Here is a 20,470-nt window from a genome sequence, read left to right on the forward strand (position 1 = left end):
GCCAATGCTTGAGTTTTACGTTTGCGTTTGGGTCCGGGGTTGAAGAGGTTCGATCCCATAATGCCGGAATCAGCTACATGAAAAATCGCCTGCACAAACTGCTGTTCCGACTGTTCGCCGCATCTGTGCTGACAGGCTTCTCTGCCGTGTCGCACGCCGTGGTTTGCCAGTTCATTCCAGCATCGGGTCAATGGGATCTGCCGGCGAACTGGGCAAACTGCACGGGTGGAAATGGCTTGCCTGCGAACACACCAGGTACTGCGGATCGCGCTGAAGTGGTAGGCAAGACTGCCATCCTGCCGGCAGGATCGTTCAGTGTCGGCGACGTGTATCTTGGCGCAGCGGTAATTCAAGGCGCGGGTATTGCCAATACCACGCTGAATGTCGTCGCGGCCGGCACGATTGCCTGGGGATCGGGCGCCTATACATTCCAGAACCTCACGGCGGTTTTCACCAGCACGTTGACCATACCTGCGGCGAACGGCCCACTTACTGTCGATAACAGCCAGTTGGTGTTGACCGCGCCGCTAACGACCATGCTCGCCGACACCATCACTGTCACCGGTGCTGGTGCGAAGATCATCAACGGGGGAGTATTCAATCCAAGTACCTCGCTCACCATGATCGGTGGCGGTGTATTTGAAAATGGACCTGCCGCCGCATTTTCAGCAGTCTCGCCGATCACAATTTCAGGAGCCTTCCTCAATCAGGGCGGCTTCTTCGCCAATCCCGGGGCTGCCGTGACGCTAAACAATGCGGCAGCGTTTACACAAACAGGGACGCAAGCGTTCATCGCCGGCAATGGCGCGATTCTCGCCGCCGGACAGACGCTTACACTGGCCGCCGGATTCGTCGATGGCAACCCCACGTTTTCGCTCGGGACACTCGTCAACAGCGGTGCAACCCTCCGGCCAGGTGGGGCGGGCACTATCGGCACGATCACCATCAATGGCAATTACGAGCAGCAACAAATAACACCCACGCAGTACGGTTCCATGGAATTCGATCTTGCCTCGTTGGTCAGCGTCGATCAGATCATCGTGTCCGGCAGCGTCCTCCTGGCAGGCAACATTGGGCGCGGTGCCATCGGCACATTCGCGCCACCGGTCGGTACCGTGCTGGATGTTTTGACGGCCGGATCGGTCTCCGGTGGATTCAATGGCGGTACCGAACTGATCGTCTTCGATGCGCCGCGCCGATATGCGGAACTGATCAGTGCCACCAAAGTTTCCCTACGGGCCATCGAAACAGTCTGGGTGATTGGCAGCACCGACGATATTTCAACGACGCTGCCTTCTTTGCGCAACGCGATCACACGGTTCAATGCTGAATCCCTGAGCGGCTGCATTAATGCCCCGTACCGGATTGATTTCTTCCTCGGAACGGGAGATACCACGGTGCAGCCCGCGTCGCCATTACCCGCCATCAGTGGGTGTCCGGGCCTGCAAATTGAAGGCTATTCCCAGGCTGGTTCCCAGGCCAATTCCTCGTCGGACTGGAATGCCGTGTTGCCGCTCACGCTGGACGGCGCGACCTGCTCAGGCTGCAATGGAATCACCATCGATGCGGCAAACACGGAAGTGAAGGGCATCAACTTCACCAACTGGGACACAGGTATTCGTGTGCTGGCCAATGGCGCCAACGCGAAAATCAACGGCAACTATTTCTTTCAGGGTGCGGTGGGCGTGTCGCACGATGGCGGCAGCAATGTCTTGATCGGAGGCGGCACTTTTGCGGAACGTAACGTATTTGTCCATGCGACGCTGGCAGGTATTCGGTCGGTTGTGCCGGGCGTTCATGTTCAGGGAAATTATGTCGGAGTCGGTAGCGCTCTCACACCTGGCCCCAATGCGTACGGAATCTTGTTCAATGGCAGTACCAGCGCCATTGTCGATGTAAACACCATTGCGTACAACACAAAAGGTGTCGTCGTCGCAGCTGGCTCTGGTATCGATATTGTCGCCAATTCCATTTTTGGCAACACCAGCATTGGCGTGGATCTCGGCGACGATGGGCCGACTGCCAATGACCCCCTCGATAGCGATGCTGGTCCGAATGGCTTGTTGAACTATCCGGTCATCACAAGTGCCAACATTGTCGGCAACAACCTGGTTATCGACTACACGCTCGATACCACGCTGAGCACCAGCTTTAATGTTTACTCCTGCGCGAACAATCCGCCCGGCCCACAGGATCAGTGCATACAGTTTCTGGGCGGTACATCCGGCTCCATAGGCGCGGCGCCGGGTTTCAGTGGCACTCATACCGTCAGCATATCGGCAAATGACCTGATATTCCCCGCCACGTTAACCATGTACACACAGGTTGCTGGAGCAACCTCCGAATTGTCACCAGGCTTCCTGGTCGCGGCACCGGCAGTTTCACTTTCGGCGAATCCCATCGTGCTGGCGCCCACGCCATTGAACTGGACGCGTGCGCTGTTCGTGTCAGCGACTAACTCCACGGCAGCCCCCATCACATTTACGCCGCCCACGCTCACCGGTGCGACGGAATTCAGTGTTGGGGTAAACCAGGTACCCAACTGTATCAGCGGAACCATTCCTGCCAATGGGCAATGTGATTTCATTTTTAACTTCACACCGTCCGCCCAGATTTCATATACGGGTAACTTCTCGCTGGTGACCTCCGCGGGAAATCTGTCAGCGCCCATCAGCGGTACCGGAATTGCATCAATCGCATTTCCCACTGTGACGCCACCGACGGTAAACTTCCTGTCGACCGCCGTCGGGTCGATATCGTCGCCACAAGTCGTCACGTTTGCGAGTCCGGCCGGCGGCGCCACGGTCCAGTTCCAGGATCTGGGCGGTATCGGCGGAACGGATCCGGCCGATTTCAATTTGCTGACCGATGGCTGCACCAAGCAATTTGTTGCGGCGGGCGCGAATTGCACCTTGCAGGCACGCTTTACGCCGCAGGCAACTCTTGGCGTCAAGGCTGCGGGTCTGAACTACTTGGCCGTCGAACCGTCCGGTTCGTTCAGGAGTATTGGTGTTGCATTTACAGGAACGGCAACGGCGGCGGCGGGGCCGGTTATCACCATTACCGGCACCACCAGTTTCCCGAACACCACCGTCGGTGCATCAAGTGCATTGCAAAGCATCACCATCACCAATAGCGGTGGCGCGACACTCTCGCTCAACAGCATTACCCATAACAATGCGAGCATTTTTCCCGACACCACCAGTGGCCCCGCCCCGAATGCGGCACACTGGTGTGGATTCGGTTCGGTCGCTGGCGGTGCACCCAATACCGGTTCGCCGATCAATATCGCCCCCGGTGGGACGTGCGTACTGAATCTTATCTTTGCGCCTAACGCGACCGGCGCCTTGTCCGGCACCATCACCATCAACTCCAACGCGCCAACCACACCGACACTGATTGCACTCACCGGCACCGGGCTCGCGGCGGCAACACCAACGATGACGGTGAGCTTCGCGCCGGCCAGTGTCACGACCGGGGCAAATGCAACGATGCTGATCACGCTGGCCAATCCGTCGGCGGGACCCGCGCTTATCAGCAGCGGAGCCGTGACCATCCCGACGAACTTGAATTTTGCGGCCATTGGCACCAACACCTGCGGCGCGGCGCCCAGCCAATCAGTATCGGTTTTTTCATTCTCGACCGGCACCATTCCCGCGTTGGGCAACTGCACCTTCAGTGTGCCGGTCAATAGTACGGTCACGGGCAGCTACGTGGTGAATATCCCCGCCAATGCGCTCGTTACGGGAGCGGGCACGAGCAGCAATACCAGCAGCGCCACACTGACGGTGACAGCGGTGCCGGCACCGATAGTTACCAGTGCCGCGACGGCGAGCGGCACGGTCGGCACTGCCTTTACATACCAGATACTTGCGACAAATACGCCGGTGAGTTTCGGCGCGACAGGTTTACCGGCGGGGCTCGGCGTCAATGCCGGCACTGGCCAGATTGCAGGCACACCATCTGCCGCCGGTACCTTTGCCGCGACAGTCAGCGCAACCAATGCCAGCGGCACCGGAAGCCAGGGGCTCAGCATCACAATTGCTGCCGCGGCAACACCGTCGATGTCGGTGAGCTTTGCTCCCGCGAGCGTATTGCCCGGTGTGAACGCGCTGATGACGCTGACGCTGAGCAATACCGATGTGAGCTCGGCGTTCATCTCAAGCGGCAGCGTCAACATCCCTGCGGGCCTGACAGCGACGGCACCAGCGACAAATACCTGCGGCACGTTTGGCAGCGTAGGCGGCGGCGTGTATTCGTTCGGCATGGGCTTTGTACCGGCATCGGGCAGTTGCACCATCGACATCACCGTGCAAAGCGCCACCCCGGCACCTACACCGCAACCATCAATCCCGGCGCACTGACGGCCGGGGCCGGGGCCAACACCAATACCAGCAGTGCCACGCTGACCGTGACCGCCGCGCCAACCCCGGCCGTGACCCTCGCGCCGCCGACGGTTGCCTTCGGTGCCCGCACCATCAACACCACCAGCCCGGTCAGCAGCGTCACGCTCACCAACAGCGGCACGGCCGGCTTGAACATATCCGGCATCACTGGCAGTGGTGATTTCGGCTTCACCACCACCTGCCCGATCCTGACCCCGCCGCTGGCGCCAAGCGGCACCTGCAGCATCGACATCACCTTCACCCCGCTGACGGTCGCGGCTCTGAGCGGCAGCATCACCATCACCAGCAATGCCCCCGGCAGTCCGCACACCATCGCCCTGTCGGGAACCGGCAGCGCCGTCCCCGTACCCGGCGTGAACCTCAGTGCCACCACGCTCAATTTTGCCAATCAACCCATCAACACCTCATCGGCGGTGCAAAGCATCGCGGTCACCAATTCCGGGTTCGCCACACTGGTGATCAGCAGCATCACCAAGACCGGCAGCGGCGCCTTTACCCGCGTCGTTCCGGGCAGCCCCAGTCCTGATTGCAACGCCAGCGTCGCGCCGCTGACCACGTGCTACATCAGCGTGATCTTCACCCCGACAGCACTCGGTGCCGCGGCCGCCCAGATCAACATCGCCACCAATGCCGGCAGCTCGCCGGATATCGTGAATATCACCGGCAGCGGCGTCCCGGCCGCGTCACCGGCGATCAGTGTCGCCAGCAGCCTGGCCTTCGGTGACCAGATTGTCGGCACCAGCGCCACGCAGGCGCTGACGATATTCAGCACGGGCAGCGCGACCCTGAATCTCTTTGGCACCATCGGCGGCACGGACGCGCGCAGCTTCGCGACCAGTGGCTCCTGCACCGCCATCGCGCCCGGAGCGAGCTGCGTGACCAATATTATCTTTACGCCGTCCAGCGTCGGCAGCAAGACCGCACAACTGACCATTGCATCGGATGCATTTGGCCAGCCGACCACGACAGTCAACCTGACCGGCAACGGCATTCTGGCGCCGGGCCCGATTGTCGACATGCCCGTGACGGCCATTGGTTTTGGCAATGCCATTTTGGGCGGTGCGACGGCCAGCCAGGTGGTGACCATCAAAAACACCGGCGGCTTGCCGCTCAACATCCAGAATCTCTACGCTGCGGGTGATTTCATCCAGATGAACAGTTGTCCAGCCAGTCTGGCCAGTGGCGCGAATTGCCTGGTCAATGTCCTGTTCAGTCCATTGGGGATCGGCAACCGGACGGGTGAGCTGGTGCTCGCGACGAACGCGCCGGGCAGTCCGCAGCGGATCCTGCTGTCGGGCACCGGCTGCCGGTGGTTCAGTCAGGCACAGTCGAGATTGTACTTAACGGCTTGCGGAGGGTAGTTGTGGATTCGCAGACCTTGGTTCGCGCGCATCACGAAACTGCGGACGATGAAGTACCTTCAGGCATGTGGACACGAATCACTCATGGCTTCCGTTTGATTACCTAAAGAAATGTTTGAGCAATTGAAATTCATCGTCGCGCGCGCAATCTAGCGAGAATTGTGAATAAGGCGTATAAATTCAACTTGGAAAATATCGAATCAAGCGGTGAAAGAGCGCCCCTGGTTGGGGCGTTTTGCTTTCGATCGGCGCGATTGTTTTCGATGCTAGAATTCAACAGGTAATGAATTTAATCACCGCACACGGATTCTCTTTCAATAAATGAGCCAGGACATTATTCTCGAAACGCGGGAACTGACCAAGGAATTCAAGGGATTCATTGCGGTTGATCGCGTGAATTTGAGCGTTCGGCGCGGCTCGATTCATGCATTGATTGGCCCCAATGGAGCGGGCAAAACCACGGTATTCAATCTTTTGACGAAGTTTCTGCCGGTGACTTCCGGGCAGATTCTGTATAACGGCCACGACATTACGGCTGAAAAACCGGTGCAGATCGCAAGACGCGGAATGGTCCGATCGTTCCAGATCTCAGCGGTGTTTCCCCACCTGACCGTGCTCGAAAATGTGCGCGTGGCGCTGCAGCGAAAATTGGGAACGAGTTTCCATTTCTGGAAATCAGAATCAACTTTGCACATACTTAACGCGCGCGCGATGGAGTTGCTGGAGTCGGTCGATCTGTCGACATTCGCCGATACCGAGACGGTATTGTTGCCCTATGGCCGAAAGCGCGCACTTGAGATTGCCACGACGCTTGCGCTGGATCCTGAATTGATGCTGCTCGACGAGCCCACCCAGGGCATGGGGCACGAGGACGTTAGTCGCGTTGTGGAATTGATTCGAAAGGTTGCGGCCAATCGAACGGTGCTGATGGTCGAACACAACATGAGCGTGGTATCAAATCTCTGCGACAAAATAACGGTGCTGGCACGCGGAAGCGTACTGGCGGAAGGGCCGTACGATACGGTCTCGAGGGACCCCAAGGTGCTCGAAGCATATGTCGGCACGGTCGAGGAAACCGCATGAATGTGAGTGACGCGGTGCTGAGTGTCGCCGGCTTGCACGCCTATTATGGCGAGTCACATATCCTCCACGGCGTCGATTTCAACATCCACCGCGGCGAATTGGTCACGCTGCTGGGCCGCAATGGCGCAGGCAGAACGACGACCCTGAAAGCAATGCTCGGACTGACTGGCAGGCGTACGGGTTCCATCAGGATTGCCGGACAAGAGGTAATTCAATTACCTACGCACAAGATTGCCCGGCTTGGCCTCGGCTACTGCCCGGAGGAGCGGGGTATTTTTTCCAGCTTGAGCTGTGAAGAAAACTTGCTCCTGCCGCCGCAGATCGGAGAGGGCGGTATGTCGATCGACGAAATCTACACCATGTTTCCGAATCTCAGGGAGCGCCGTAACAGCCAGGGCACCCGGCTATCGGGAGGAGAGCAACAGATGCTGGCGATGGCGCGCATACTTCGCACGGGTGCGAAAATCCTGCTGCTGGATGAAATTACGGAAGGACTTGCGCCGGTAATCGTGCAAACGTTGGGGCGTGTGATCCGCGAACTCAAGGCAAAAGGCCTCACCATCATCATGGTTGAACAGAATTTTCGATTCGCCGCGCCATTGGCGGACCGGCACTACGTCATGGAACACGGAAAGATCGCTGCAGTCGTTGAAAAGCATGAGTTGGCGGCAAAGACCGGCATGCTGCACGAGTATTTGGGAGTATAGGTTCGCGGTCATTACGACCGTTTTGATCATAACGAGGAGGTAACAACATGAAACGCAAAATATTGGCTACATTTGTGTCGGCTGCATGCGTGTTTGGCGCGGGAACGGTATTCGCACAACAGGGAAAGCTATCTGACGACGCGCTCAAGATCGGCGTATTGACCGACATGTCGGGTGTATATGCCGATTTCGGAGGTCCCGGTGCCGTGCTTGCGGCCAAGATGGCGGTCGAGGATTTCGGTGGAAAGATGTTTGGCAAGACGATCGAAGTAGTCAGCGCAGATCACCAGAACAAGCCTGACGTCGCAAAGAACCTCACGCAGCAATGGTTTGACCGCGATAAAGTCGATATGACGGTTGAAAACCTGAATTCAGGCGTGGCACTTGCAGTGACCGCGCTCGGCAAGGAAAAAAACAAGATCACGATTGTCACCGGCGCGGCCTCGTCTCGGCTGACCAATGACGCTTGCCAACCCGGCACCACGGTTCATTGGGTGTATGACACGATCGCGCTGGCAAATGTGGTTGGCAAGGCAGTGGTCAAGGCCGGTGGCGATAGCTGGTTCTTCCTGACCGCTGACTATGCGTTCGGCCACTCGCTTGAAAAGGACACTGGCGATGTAGTGAAGGCAAATGGCGGCAAGGTGAACGGCGCGGTGCGGCATCCGCTAAATGCGACCGATTTCTCATCGTTCCTGTTGCAGGCACAAGCGTCCAAGGCCAAGGTCGTCGGTCTGGCAAATGCCGGTGGTGACACGGTGAACAGCATCAAGGCGGCGGCCGAGTTTGGCATCACCAAGAATCAGAATCTGGCCGCGCTGCTGATGCTGGTCACGGATGTGCACGCCCTTGGCCTGAATACTGCCCAGGGCTTGTATCTGACCGAAGCCTGGTACTGGGACATGAACGACGAGAATCGCGCGTTTGCGAAGCGCTTTGAAGCGCGGAACAATGGCAAGAAACCCAACATGAATCAGGTAGGTGTTTATTCCTCGACCGCGCATTACCTGAAGGCGGTGCAAGCCGCAGGTAGCGACGATACGGCCGCCGTCATGAAAAAGATGCAGGACACGCCGATCAACGACGTATTTGCGAAAAATGGCAAGCTACGCCCGGATGGCCGAATGGTTCACGACATGCATTTGTACCTGGTGAAGAAGCCGTCGGAGTCGAAGGGGCCATGGGACTACTACAAGCTGATGGGTACCGTGAAGGGCGAGGAGGCTTTCCAGTCGCTTGAAAACTCGAAGTGCCCGCAGTTCATGAAAAAGAGCTAAAGATTCACTTTTAACTGATCGGCCGGCTGCGTGGAATAATTTTTCGCGCCGCCGGCCCACAATGAATTCATGACCGAAATTTTTGGCGTTCCCATTCAAGCTTTGATGGGCCAGCTCACCATTGGGCTGGTCAACGGCTGCTTCTATGCACTGCTGTCGCTGGGGCTGGCGGTTATCTTCGGCATGCTGAATGTCGTCAATTTCGCCCACGGCGCGCTGTACATGGTGGGCGCGTTCTTCTCCTGGATGCTGCTTAGCTACGCAGGCCTTAACTACTGGTTCGCGCTTATATTGGCGCCCATTGGTGTCGCCATCATTGGCGTCATTATCGAAAAAACCATGCTGCGCTGGCTGTATCAACTCGATCACCTTTACGGCTTGCTGCTGACGTTTGGCCTCGCACTCATCATGGAAGGCATCTTCCGGCACAACTATGGTTCGTCCGGCCAGCCCTATGAGCTACCTGAGATATTCAGAGGCGCGTTTGACCTAGGATTCATGTTCCTGCCCAAGTATCGCGCGTGGGTGGTCGTGATGTCCATTGTCGTTTGCCTCGCGACCTGGTATGTCATTGAAAAAACCCGGCTTGGCGCGTATCTGCGTGCCGGAACAGAAAACCCGAAACTGGTGCAATCATTCGGGATCAATGTGCCGCTGATGGTGACGCTGACGTATGCCTTCGGTGTGGGCCTTGCGGGGCTGGCCGGCGTAATGGCCGCACCGGTCTACCTGGTTAACCCGACGATGGGATCGGGCATCATCATCGTCGTCTTTGCCGTGGTTGTGATTGGCGGCATGGGATCAATTCTTGGTTCCATCATTACGGGTCTTGCCCTTGGGCTGATCGAAGGATTGACCAAAGTGTTTTACCCCGAGGCGTCGAACACCGTGGTATTCGTGATCATGGCGATAGTATTGTTGATTCGTCCCGCAGGATTGTTCGGGCGGGAGAAGTAATGAAAAACAAGACCGCCGTTCTTTATCTGGTGCTGTTGGTGGCCGCCTGCATTGCGCCTTTTGTCGGCTACCCGTTGTTTCTGATGAAGTGCCTGTGCTTTGCGCTCTTTGCCTGCGCCTTCAATCTGCTGATCGGCTTCACCGGGCTACTTCTTTCGGGCACGCCATGTTTTTCGGGTTCGCTGCCTATGCCTGCGGGCATTCCGCCAAGATTTGGGGCTGGACACCGGAAGTAGCCATTTTGTTTGGTACCGGATCGGCGGCGCTGATCGGTCTGGTCGTGGGATGGCTGGCGGTACGACGTCAGGGAATCTACTTTGCGATGGTTACGCTGGCCTTGTCGCAGATGATCTATTTCGTTTGCGTACAGGCGCCGTTCACATATGCCGAAGATGGCATTCAGAGTATTCCCCGCGGCAAGCTGCTGGGAATCATCGATCTGCATAACGACACGGTCATGTATTTTTTTGTGCTGGCGATTTTCGTCGGTGCGTTCTGGCTGATTAACCGCGTGATCCATTCCCCGTTCGGCCAGGTGCTGAAATCGATTCGTGAAAATGAGCCGCGGGCACTGTCGCTGGGCTATGACGTTGACAAGTACAAGCTGGTGGTATTCATCCTCTCTGCCGCGCTCGCAGGCTTGGCTGGTGCCACCAAGTCCCTTGCCTTGGGTCTGGCCACTTTGACGGATGTAACTTGGCAAATGTCCGGTGAAGTCGTGCTGATGACTTTGCTCGGTGGAATGGGCACGATTCTCGGCCCGGTGGTCGGGGCATCGACCATCATCGCGATGGAGAATTATCTTTCCGGTTTCGGCTCCTGGGTGACCATCATCATGGGGGCCACCTTCGTAGTGTGCGTGCTGGCGTTTCGCCGCGGCATCGTGGGCGAGATCGAGCACCGGTTCCTGCGCAAGTAGCGCCCGATTGCCCGCGCGAGTTTTGCTTGTGCGCCGCCCGCAAACGCACACGGCCTGCGTTTTTGACCTATGTCTTGTTTGCTTGAAAAATACACGTGAGTGAATTTGGCCGGTCGGTTCTCGTCTATAATTCAAACGCTCGTTTTAATTTCTGAATTCCCTTCTCTCAAGAGCGAAAGCCGCATGAAAATACTCGTTCCCGTAAAGCGTGTTGTCGACTACAACGTAAAAGTCCGCGTCAAGGCCGACCAGACCGGTGTCGATATTGCCAATGTCAAAATGTCCATGAATCCCTTCGACGAAATTGCCGTCGAGGAGGCTCTGAAACTCAGGGAAGCCGGTGTCGCCACTGAGATCATTGCGGTTTCCATTGGCGTCACCCAATGTCAGGAAACGCTGCGTACCGCGCTGGCGATGGGAGCGGACCGCGCCATACTGATTGAGACGTCGGCAGAGGTTCAACCGCTGGCCGTCGCGAAGCTTCTGAAGGCCATTTGTGACAAGGAAGCGCCGCAAATGGTGCTCCTCGGCAAACAGGCGATTGATGATGACTCCAACCAGACCGGCCAGATGCTGGCGGCATTGCTGAATTGGCCGCAGGGAACGTTTGCCTCCAAGGTGACAGTCAGCGGTGGCGAGGTACAAGTCCTTCGTGAAATCGACGGCGGCCTTGAGACCGTATCGATCAAGTTGCCCGCGATCATCACCGCTGATTTGCGCTTGAACACACCGCGCTACGCGACGCTGCCGAACATCATGAAGGCAAAGAAGAAGCCGCTTGACACCATGACGCCGGAAGCGCTTGGCGTTGATATCGCGCCGCGCCTGACGACGCTGAAAGTGGTCGAGCCACCGAAGCGCAAAGGCGGCGTGATAGTGCCGGACGTCGCGGCACTGGTGGACAAACTCAAAAACGAAGCAAAGGTGATCTGAATGTCATTACTCGTCATTGCCGACCACGACGGCACGCATCTCAAGCCGGGCTTTACGAACACCGTTGCCGCCGCGCAGAAAATCGGTGGAGATATTCACGTCCTGGTCGCGGGCAGCGGGTGCACTGCTGCCGCCGCCGCGGCCGCGGCGGTCACTGGTGTCGCCAAGGTACTCGTCGCCGACGCCGCACACTATGCAGGCGCGCTGCCGGAAAATCTGGCGCCGCTCATCGTCGGCCTCGCCAGGAGCTATTCACATGTTCTGGCCCCGGCGACAGCAAGCGGCAAGAACGTATTGCCCCGCGTGGCCGCACTACTGGATGTCGCACAGATTTCCGACATTGTCGCCGTGGAATCTGCTGATACGTTCGTCCGGCCCATTTACGCGGGCAGTGCATTCGCGACGGTTAAATCGGGCGACGCGATCAAGGTGATCACGGTGCGTTCCACGGGATTCGACGGCGTCGCGGCGACAGGTGGCAACGCGTCGATTGAAAACATTGCCGCTGGGGCGGATGCCGGTACGTCGCGCTTCGTCGGCCAGGAGCTCACGAAATCGGATCGGCCGGAACTGGCCGCCGCCAAACGCATTGTCGCGGGTGGCCGCGGCATGGGCGATGGCGATAAATTCCGCGCCATACTTGAGCCGTTGGCCGACAAACTCAATGCCGCGCTGGGCGCATCGCGTGCAGCCGTCGATGCGGGCTTCGTGCCAAACGATTACCAGGTCGGCCAGACCGGAAAGATCGTGGCACCTGACCTTTATTTCGCTGTCGGCATTTCCGGCGCGATCCAGCATCTGGCAGGAATGAAAGACAGCAAAGTGATCGTCGCCATCAACAAGGATGCGGATGCGCCGATTTTCCAGGTCGCGGATTACGGCCTGGTGGGCGATTTGTTCACGATCGTGCCTGAGTTAACCAAAGCCCTTTGAACCAGAATGATGTTGTCACCTTGAGAGATTTTCCATGTCCGAATATATCGCCCCCCTGAAAGATATTTCCTTCGTCCTGAAACACGTGGTTGGCCTTGAGAAAATTGGCAAGTTGCCCGGTTGTGAGGATGTGACCGATGACCTCGCCGATGCCATTTTCGATGAGGCGGGAAAATTTTCCGGCAACGTGCTCTCGCCGATCAATCGGTCAGGCGATGTGGAGGGGGCGACGTGGCACGACGGCGTCGTCACCACGGCGAAGGGATTCAAGGAGGCGTACGCCAAATACGTTGAAGGCGGATGGAGCCTTCTCGCGGGGCCAACCGAATTTGGCGGTCAAGGATTGCCACACAGCATTTCGACGCCGGTGGCCGAGATGCTGGGCAGCGCCAACATGGCCTTCAAGCTTTGTCCGCTGCTGACTGGCGGCGCGGTCGAGGCGTTTGTGTCGAACGGATCGCAGGCATTGAAAGACATGTTCCTGCCGAAAATGGTGGCGGGTGAGTGGACCGGCACCATGAATCTCACCGAGCCGCAGGCGGGTTCTGATCTTGCGCAGGTCCGCAGCAAGGCGACCCCGCAGGCCGATGGCACCTACAAGATTTCCGGCCAGAAGATTTTTATCACCTATGGCGAGCACGATTACACCGAGAATATTATTCACCTGGTGCTGGCGCGTATCGACGGCGCGCCTGAGGGCGTGAAAGGTATTTCGCTCTTTGTGGTGCCGAAGTTCATGGTCAACGCGGATGGCTCGCTCGGCGCACGCAACGACGTGAAATGCGCATCCATCGAACACAAGCTCGGCATCCATGGCAGCCCGACCTGCGTGATGCTGTTCGGCGAGGAGGGCGGCGCGACCGGCTATGTGATGGGCGAGCCCAACCGCGGCCTTGAATACATGTTCGTGATGATGAATGCCGCGCGCCTCGGCGTCGGCCTTGAAGGCGTGTCGATTTCCGAACGCGCCTACCAGCTCGCGACGACATGGGCGCGCGAACGCGTGCAGGGACGGCCGGTAGTGCCGGTTCCCGCGTCCTATGGCGAAAAACCGAAGTCAGTGCCGATCATTTATCACCCGGACGTGAAACGCATGCTGCTGACGATGCGCGCCTATACGGAAGCGATGCGCGCCCTGATTTACTGGACCGCAAGCTGCCTCGATATCGCGGAGCGCTCCACCAACGAAACCGAAAAGCGCATGCACCAGTCGCTGGTCGATTTGATGATTCCTATCGTCAAGGGCTGGAGCACGGAAATGGGCATCGAAGTGACGTCGCTCGGCGTGCAGGTGCACGGCGGCATGGGCTATATCGAAGAAACCGGCGCCGCGCAGTATTACCGCGACGCGCGTATCTCCGCGATCTACGAAGGCACCACCGGCATCCAGGCCAACGATCTGGTCGGACGCAAAGTCGGGCGCGAAAGCGGCCAGACGATGCTCGCCCTCATCAGTGAAATGCAGAAAATATTGCCGTTACTCGACGCCTCCAACGACGTCAACCTGAAGGCATACCGCACGGCGCTGACGTCAGGCATCAACGAACTCAAGCGCGCAACCGAATGGATCGTCACCATGTGGGGCGCCAGTCAGGGCGCCGTGCAGGCAGGCGCCGTGCATTACCTGAAGCTTGCCGGTACCGTATGCGGCGGCTGGTTGATGGCGCGTGCTGCGCTGGTCGCGTCCCAACAACTGGCGGCGGGTGGAGGCGATACCGATTTCCTGAAAGCCAAGATCCTCACCACGCGCTTCTACGGTGATCACATCATTACCTTGTCAGTGGGATTCGCGGACGCGATTACCACGGGGGCGGATTCGGTGCTGCAGATGGAAGAAGCGTATTTCTGACGGCACGCAAGCGTGAAACTCCAAGACTGGTAAGGATTTCCAACGATTGTCGGCTGGGAAGCCGCACCAATACTTGAGTCTTGATATCGCATTTTGGAGGGGGCCGTCGCCGTGGCGTTGGCCTCTTTCTATTTGCGGTTCCTTTCCAACCTTTTTTTCCCCCCAAAAAAAAAGGGTGGGGAGAAGGCCGGACCCGCCCTTGTCCGCCGACGACATCCACTCCCACGCACCAAACAACCGCCCCCCCCGCCGCCCCCCAACAAAAAAGAAAAAAACACACCCACCCCGGGGGGGGTTTGCCAATCGTTTTCTTTCCCGCAAGAAAAGCTGTGTGAGAATAGGTCCAGATCCGCCATTGTCACCGACATCCACTTCCATTTGCCACACAATGACCGACCTTGCCGTCGCCTTTCAGAAAATCGAGCAGGAACACACCGCAGCCCTGGACGAAGCCTTTCGTGCCTGGTATCCCGAGCTCAAGAAAATCGCGCATGCCCGGCTGAATCGCAGCGGGCTTGGCGGTTCCATGCAGACTACCGCGCTGGTGCATGATAGCTACATGAAGCTCGCGACCGGGCCGGACCGGCAGTTTTCGAACCGCCTGCAATTCCTGGCCTACGCGTCGCGCACGCTGCGCAGCATCATCATCGATACGATTCGTGAGGAGCGCGCATTGCGCCGTGGCGGGGATTTTGATCTCGTCACACTGGATACCGCGATACAGGAGGGTATCGGCGCAGCGGTTGATGTGGAAGCGGTCAATACCGCCATGGATGACCTCGCCAAGCTGGACCCGGCGTTGGCGCGGCTGGTCGAAATGCGTTTCTTTGGCGGCATGTCGGCCGTCGAAATTGCCGAAGCGCTGGGTATGTCCGAGCGCACCGTACAGCGCGAGTGGACCAAAGCGCGCGCGCTCCTGCTGACAATGATTGAAGACTGAGCGCATGGCGGGTTTTCCGGCCCGAAGCCGTTTACCGAAGTAGCGGATTGTGTTTTGGACAGGTTGCCAGCGGCCCGCGTCAGCAAAGCTAGCCAAAAAATGAACATTTCCCCTGAACTCTGGCGCCAGATCGATCCGCTCCTGACCGATGCGCTCGACATGGACGATGTCGCGCGCGCGGCGTGGCTGCAGAATCTCGACCAAACCCACCCGCAACTCTCACCGCTCGTCAGAAAAATGCTGGCTGCGCACGACCGCGCCGAGCGCTCGCAGGAACTGGAGACGGTGCCAAGGCTTGCATCATCCCCGCCAACGTCGAGCGCGTTTACCGCCGGCCAACGGGTCGGCCCGTTCAGCCTGGTACGTGTACTCGGGCGTGGCGGCATGGGTGAAGTGTGGCTGGCCAATCAGGCGGATGGCCGGATCGAGCGCGAAGTCGCGCTCAAACTACCGACGGTTTACCTGCATAGCGACGTCTGGCGCGAACGCCTGCGCCGCGAACGCGACATCCTGGCCAAACTCACGCATCCGAATATCGCAAAATTATTCGATGCCGGCGTCAGCGACGAAGAAGGCAGCCGCGGACAACCCTATCTGGCGCTGGAATGCATCGAAGGTGATTCGCTCATCGAGTTTGCCAAAAAAGGCAAATTGCCGATCACGGAGCGCCTGAAACTGTTCCAGCAGATACTCGCCGCCGTCGCGCATGCGCATCACCACCTCGTCGTCCACCGCGACCTCAAACCGGCCAACATCCTCATCGACCAAAGCGGGCAGGTGAAGTTACTGGATTTTGGCATCGCCAAGCTGATCGACGACGGCGACGAAGAAAATGCGGCGGCCGACCTCACGCAGATGGGCGGGCGGATAATGACCCTGCGCTACGCCGCGCCCGAACAGGTAGCCGATGGCGTCATCAGCACCGGCACCGACGTCTACGCACTCGGCGTGATCCTGCACGAACTGGTCACCGGCCTGTCACCGTATCGCGCGGTACGCGAAGGCCGGGCCTTCAAGGAAGCCGCGCTGCTGGGGGAGGAGATCGCCGTGCCCTCGTCACTGGCATCACTGGCAATGACAAGCGACGCGGCGATCGAACGCAAACTCACCACGGCAAAGCTGCTCTCGCGGCAGATCGCCGGCGATCTGGACGCCATCATCCTCAAGGCCATGCGCAAGAACCCGGCTGATCGCTACGCCTCGGTGGACCAATTCGACGCGGACATCCAGCGCCACCTCGACCACCGCCCGGTGAAAGCACGCGAAGGGAACTGGCGCTACCTTGCCGGGCGCTTTGCGGCGCGCTACAAGCTGCCCGTCGCCGCCGCGGCGGCAGTCTTGCTGACGACGGCGATTGGCGTGGTGATGGTGGAGCGCGAGCGGCGGGTGGCGGTGGCGGAGAAGGCGCGGGCAGAGAAGCACTTCGCCAGTGTGCGCAAGCTTGCGAACTCATTTGTGTTCGATGTCCACAGCGAAATCGAGAATCTCGCAGGATCGCTCAAGGCGCGCCAGGTGCTGGTCAGCACCGCACTCAAGTATCTGGACAGCCTCGCAGGCGAGAGCCGCGACGACCCGGCGCTCGCGCTGGAAGTGGCGGGCGCATACCGAAAGCTTGCGGAGATAAAGGGCGATGTCTATAGCTCGTATGTGGGCGAAACGGCAAGCGCGAAACAGAGTGTCGAACGTGCGCGCGCCATTCTGGAGTCTATCGGCGCGCGCCAGCCGGACAGTATTCCAATTTTGCGAGAGCAGCGCGTGCTGGGATTGCTCAACGCGCGCCTGCTCACCGATGCGGGCGATTCTGCCGCCCTGGCCGAAACCGAAAAGGCAGTGGCTATCGCCGAGAAAATTGTGCGCCTGCCAGGAGCCGAGGTCGCCGATCGGCGAAATCTTGGCGCCACGCTGGCGGCATACGGTTGGACGCTTGATGTGGTCAAATCCGACGCGAGTACTGCGGTGGCAGTACACCAGCGGGCAATTGAAATCCTGGAAACGCTTATACGCGACAACCCGGGAGATATGCTTTCCCGGGCAAATCTTGCGGGCGCCTATGCACGCGCATCGATAGGCATTGAAATAAACGGAAAGAAGGACGACCTGCCGCGCGCCATCGCGCTGATGGAAAAGTCGATCGCCACGTCGGAAGCGCTGATGCGCGACGATGCGACCAATTCTTCGCATCTGCAGGCATTGGTAAAGGCTTACAGCAATCTCGCCTCAACCCTGCACGAATTCGGCAATCTGGATGCCGCCGGTAACAATATTGCGAAGGCGCGGGAAGCGGTCAAGCGATTGCTGGTGGGTGAACCGGGAAACGTGGGTTACACGGTCATGCAAATCCGGGTGCTCGCCGTGTCGAGCCAGATCGAATACACGCGCCACCGATTTGAACAGGCCATCGATCTCGCGCGCGATGCGATCGCGGTACATGCGCACCTGTCTGCCGAAGCCGGCGACGGAATGCATGCGCGCGCCAATATTGCCGTGGCGCGATCATACATCGGCCTTGCCCGCGTCGAGTTGGCGAAGAATACCGCGCTCGCGGTGTCACGCCGCCTGGCGTACCTCAAAGAGGCGCGTGAACAATTTGTATTGGCACGTGCATTCCGGCAGGAATTGGTGGATCGCAAGGTGGATGCGCAAAGTGCGTTGCGGCTGGTTGGAGAAATAAGCACCGAAATCAGGAACTGCGATGCCATGATCGCGCGACTGGGGGGTGCTTAAGCCCGGATACGAACTCGTATGAACATTTCCCCCGAACTCTGGCGCCAGATCGACCCGCTGCTGACCGATGCGCTCGACATGGACGATGTCGCGCGCGCGGCGTGGCTGCAGAATCTCGACCAAACCCATCCGCAACTCTCGCCACTCGTCAGAAAAATGCTGGCCGCGCACGACCGCGCCGAGCGCTCGCAGGAACTGGAGACGGTGCCAAGGCTGGCATCATCCCCGCCAACGTCGAGCGCGTTTACCGCCGGCCAACGGGTCGGCCCGTTCAGCCTGGTACGCGTGCTCGGGCGTGGCGGCATGGGCGAAGTGTGGCTGGCCAATCAGGCGGATGGCCGGATCGAGCGCGACGTCGCGCTCAAACTACCGACGGTTTACCTGCATAGCGACGTCTGGCGCGAACGCCTGCGCCGCGAACGCGACATCCTGGCCAAACTCACGCATCCGAATATCGCAAAATTATTCGATGCCGGCGTCAGCGACGAAGAAGGCAGCCGCGGACAACCCTATCTGGCGCTGGAATGCATCGAAGGTGATTCGCTCATCGAGTTTGCCAAAAAAGGCAAATTGCCGATCACGGAGCGCCTGAAACTGTTCCAGCAGATACTCGCCGCCGTCGCGCATGCGCATCACCACCTCGTCGTCCACCGCGACCTCAAACCGGCCAACATCCTCATCGACCAAAGCGGGCAGGTGAAGTTACTGGATTTCGGCATTGCCAAACTGATTGACGACGGCGCCGACGCGAATGCGGCGGCCGACCTCACGCAGATGGGCGGGCGGATAATGACCCTGCGCTACGCTGCGCCCGAACAGGTAGCCGATGGCGTCATCAGCACCGGCACCGACGTCTACGCACTCGGCGTGATCCTGCACGAACTGGTCACCGGCCTGTCACCGTATCGCGCGGTACGCGAAGGCCGGGCCTTCAAGGAAGCCGCGCTGCTGGGGGAGGAGATCGCCGTGCCCTCATCACTGGCCATGACGGTTGCGGCGGCGAACGAGCGCAGACTTGCCACGGCAAGGCTGTTGTCCCGGCAGGTCGGCGGTGACCTGGACGCCATACTGCTGAAGGCAATGCGCAGGAACCCGGCCAATCGCTACGCCTCGGTCGAGCAATTCGATGACGACATCCAGCGGCACCTGGAAAGCCGGCCGGTGAAAGCACGTGAAGGCACCTGGCGTTACCTGGCCTCGCGCACTTTCGCACGACACAAGCTGCCAATCGCCGCTGCCGCAGCCGTGCTATTGACGATGATTGCCGGACTGGTGCTTGTCGAACAGCAGCGCCGGATCGTGGTGGCCGAAAAGGCGAGGGCAGAGAAGCACTTTGCCAGTGTGAGGCAGCTCGCCAACGCTTTTGTGTTCGATGTTGACCGTGAAATCGAACACCTTGCCGGCGCGCTCAAGGCAAGGCAATCGTTGGTAGCGACGGCGTTGAATTACCTGGACAGCCTTGCCAGCGAGTCCGACAAGGACCCGAAGCTCGCTGCGGAACTTGCCGCCGCGTACCGCCGCATCGCCGACATTCAGGGCGGCCCGATGGCGGCGAGCCTGGGAATGATGTCCGATTCGTTGGCCAATTACGAGAAGAGCAAGGTACTATTTGTGGCGCTCGGCGACCGCCTCTCGCTGGATATCAGCGTGCAGCGCGAGCACCGGGCACTTCGCACGACACTCGCGCGCGCCTATGCACTGCGGCTCGATGGCCGGTGGCGGGAGAATATGGCGGCCGCCGTGCAACTGGCCGAACTGGTTGCTGCGATGAACGGCACAGGCCTGCCCGATCGCGTACTTGTGGCCGGTTTGCTCGCTGAACAGGCCAATCTGACCCACCTAAATGACCCGCATCTGACCGAGTCCGGCACGGTTATGACGCCGGAAAAACAGATCACCAAGGCCATTGGTCTGATTGAGGCGCTGGCGCAGGAATTCCCAATGGATTTGACGGTTCAGGAACAGCTCGCTTCCATCTATGATCGCGCCGCCAGTATTTTTTCGGGAGACGAGCGGACACCCGCCAAGGTTGCGACAGGAATCGAGTTTCGCAAGAAGTCGAACGCTCAACGTGCCAAGCTTGTGCAGAATTATCCCGACAACACTCAGTACGCCGGCTCGCTGGCGCTGGGAACGGGGCTGCTTGCCCGCCTGCTGGAGAAGTCCGGTCAATACGTCGAGGCCGAGGAGGCAATTTCCACCGCATTGCGGATGATCAGGAAGGTGGTTTCGAAAGACGAAAAAACGCGGCTGACCGCATGCTCATCCTCGCCGGACTCTCTTTGCATACCAAGATTTCTTATCGGCAAGGCGCTACTGAAAAGGCGATCCGATTAGGGCGCGAGGTTTCAGTGCGGCGTGCCCGTTGCTCAATGACGCGG

Annotated in this window: 12 protein-coding genes and 1 pseudogene; all 13 read left to right on the forward strand. The window is 59.0% G+C overall.

Features of this window, described 5'->3' with window-relative positions:
• Nucleotides 1-77: 77 nt before the first annotated feature.
• The 13 genes and pseudogenes from IPP88_07825 (at nucleotide 78) to IPP88_07885 (ending at nucleotide 20,426) form a co-directional block, all read left to right on the forward strand.
• Nucleotides 78-4,364 (forward strand): choice-of-anchor D domain-containing protein, encoded by a 4,287-nt coding sequence (locus tag IPP88_07825; protein MBL0122634.1) that lies wholly within the window; start codon nucleotides 78-80, stop codon nucleotides 4,362-4,364.
• Nucleotides 4,292-5,767 carry a choice-of-anchor D domain-containing protein gene (locus IPP88_07830; GenBank protein ID MBL0122635.1) on the forward strand — a complete coding sequence of 492 codons (1,476 nt, stop codon included), beginning with the start codon at nucleotides 4,292-4,294 and terminating at the stop codon, nucleotides 5,765-5,767. The genes IPP88_07825 and IPP88_07830 overlap by 73 nt, the downstream gene beginning before the upstream one ends.
• A 321-nt stretch (nucleotides 5,768-6,088) precedes the next feature.
• Nucleotides 6,089-6,850 (forward strand): ABC transporter ATP-binding protein, encoded by a 762-nt coding sequence (locus IPP88_07835; protein MBL0122636.1) that lies wholly within the window; start codon nucleotides 6,089-6,091, stop codon nucleotides 6,848-6,850.
• Nucleotides 6,847-7,557, forward strand: a complete 711-nt coding sequence (locus IPP88_07840; GenBank protein ID MBL0122637.1) for an ABC transporter ATP-binding protein — start codon at nucleotides 6,847-6,849, stop codon at nucleotides 7,555-7,557. Before IPP88_07835 ends, IPP88_07840 begins: the two co-directional genes overlap by 4 nt.
• 47 nt (nucleotides 7,558-7,604) lie before the next feature.
• Complete coding sequence (locus IPP88_07845) at nucleotides 7,605-8,834, forward strand: ABC transporter substrate-binding protein (protein MBL0122638.1); 1,230 nt, start codon at nucleotides 7,605-7,607, stop codon at nucleotides 8,832-8,834.
• A 69-nt stretch (nucleotides 8,835-8,903) separates the two neighbouring features.
• Complete coding sequence (locus IPP88_07850; protein MBL0122639.1) at nucleotides 8,904-9,791, forward strand: branched-chain amino acid ABC transporter permease; 888 nt, start codon at nucleotides 8,904-8,906, stop codon at nucleotides 9,789-9,791.
• Nucleotides 9,791-10,710, forward strand: a pseudogene (locus IPP88_07855) (branched-chain amino acid ABC transporter permease). Before IPP88_07850 ends, IPP88_07855 begins: the two are co-directional and overlap by 1 nt.
• 183 nt (nucleotides 10,711-10,893) lie before the next feature.
• Nucleotides 10,894-11,643, forward strand: a complete 750-nt coding sequence (locus tag IPP88_07860; protein ID MBL0122640.1) for an electron transfer flavoprotein subunit beta/FixA family protein — start codon at nucleotides 10,894-10,896, stop codon at nucleotides 11,641-11,643.
• Complete coding sequence (locus IPP88_07865; GenBank protein MBL0122641.1) at nucleotides 11,644-12,576, forward strand: electron transfer flavoprotein subunit alpha/FixB family protein; 933 nt, start codon at nucleotides 11,644-11,646, stop codon at nucleotides 12,574-12,576.
• 34 nt (nucleotides 12,577-12,610) lie between these two features.
• The gene (locus IPP88_07870) at nucleotides 12,611-14,425 is read left to right on the forward strand and encodes an acyl-CoA dehydrogenase (GenBank protein MBL0122642.1); all 1,815 of its coding nucleotides are present in this window, start codon (nucleotides 12,611-12,613) and stop codon (nucleotides 14,423-14,425) included.
• 388 nt (nucleotides 14,426-14,813) lie between these two features.
• A complete protein-coding gene (locus tag IPP88_07875; GenBank protein ID MBL0122643.1) occupies nucleotides 14,814-15,365 on the forward strand; it encodes a sigma-70 family RNA polymerase sigma factor in 552 nt (183 codons plus the stop codon).
• A 99-nt stretch (nucleotides 15,366-15,464) separates the two neighbouring features.
• Entirely contained in the window at nucleotides 15,465-18,089 is a 2,625-nt protein-coding gene (locus tag IPP88_07880) for a serine/threonine protein kinase (protein MBL0122644.1), read from the forward strand.
• A gap of 18 nt (nucleotides 18,090-18,107) precedes the next feature.
• Nucleotides 18,108-20,426 carry a serine/threonine protein kinase gene (locus tag IPP88_07885; GenBank protein ID MBL0122645.1) on the forward strand — a complete coding sequence of 773 codons (2,319 nt, stop codon included), beginning with the start codon at nucleotides 18,108-18,110 and terminating at the stop codon, nucleotides 20,424-20,426.
• Nucleotides 20,427-20,470: the final 44 nt, after the last annotated feature.

It is taken from the genome of Betaproteobacteria bacterium (assembly GCA_016720925.1).
In the GTDB taxonomy this organism is placed as follows: Bacteria; Pseudomonadota; Gammaproteobacteria; order Burkholderiales; family Usitatibacteraceae; genus UKL13-2.

What these genes read in the sequence shown, in the direction of transcription:
- IPP88_07825 (MBL0122634.1), top strand. Translation starts at nt 78, where the DNA reads ATGAAAAATCGCCTGCACAAACTGCTGTTCCGACTGTTCGCCGCATCT.
- IPP88_07835 (MBL0122636.1), top strand. Translation starts at nt 6,089, where the DNA reads ATGAGCCAGGACATTATTCTCGAAACGCGGGAACTGACCAAGGAATTC.
- IPP88_07840 (MBL0122637.1), top strand. Translation starts at nt 6,847, where the DNA reads ATGAATGTGAGTGACGCGGTGCTGAGTGTCGCCGGCTTGCACGCCTAT.
- IPP88_07845 (MBL0122638.1), top strand. Translation starts at nt 7,605, where the DNA reads ATGAAACGCAAAATATTGGCTACATTTGTGTCGGCTGCATGCGTGTTT.
- IPP88_07850 (MBL0122639.1), top strand. Translation starts at nt 8,904, where the DNA reads ATGACCGAAATTTTTGGCGTTCCCATTCAAGCTTTGATGGGCCAGCTC.
- IPP88_07860 (MBL0122640.1), top strand. Translation starts at nt 10,894, where the DNA reads ATGAAAATACTCGTTCCCGTAAAGCGTGTTGTCGACTACAACGTAAAA.
- IPP88_07865 (MBL0122641.1), top strand. Translation starts at nt 11,644, where the DNA reads ATGTCATTACTCGTCATTGCCGACCACGACGGCACGCATCTCAAGCCG.
- IPP88_07870 (MBL0122642.1), top strand. Translation starts at nt 12,611, where the DNA reads ATGTCCGAATATATCGCCCCCCTGAAAGATATTTCCTTCGTCCTGAAA.
- IPP88_07875 (MBL0122643.1), top strand. Translation starts at nt 14,814, where the DNA reads ATGACCGACCTTGCCGTCGCCTTTCAGAAAATCGAGCAGGAACACACC.
- IPP88_07880 (MBL0122644.1), top strand. Translation starts at nt 15,465, where the DNA reads ATGAACATTTCCCCTGAACTCTGGCGCCAGATCGATCCGCTCCTGACC.
- IPP88_07885 (MBL0122645.1), top strand. Translation starts at nt 18,108, where the DNA reads ATGAACATTTCCCCCGAACTCTGGCGCCAGATCGACCCGCTGCTGACC.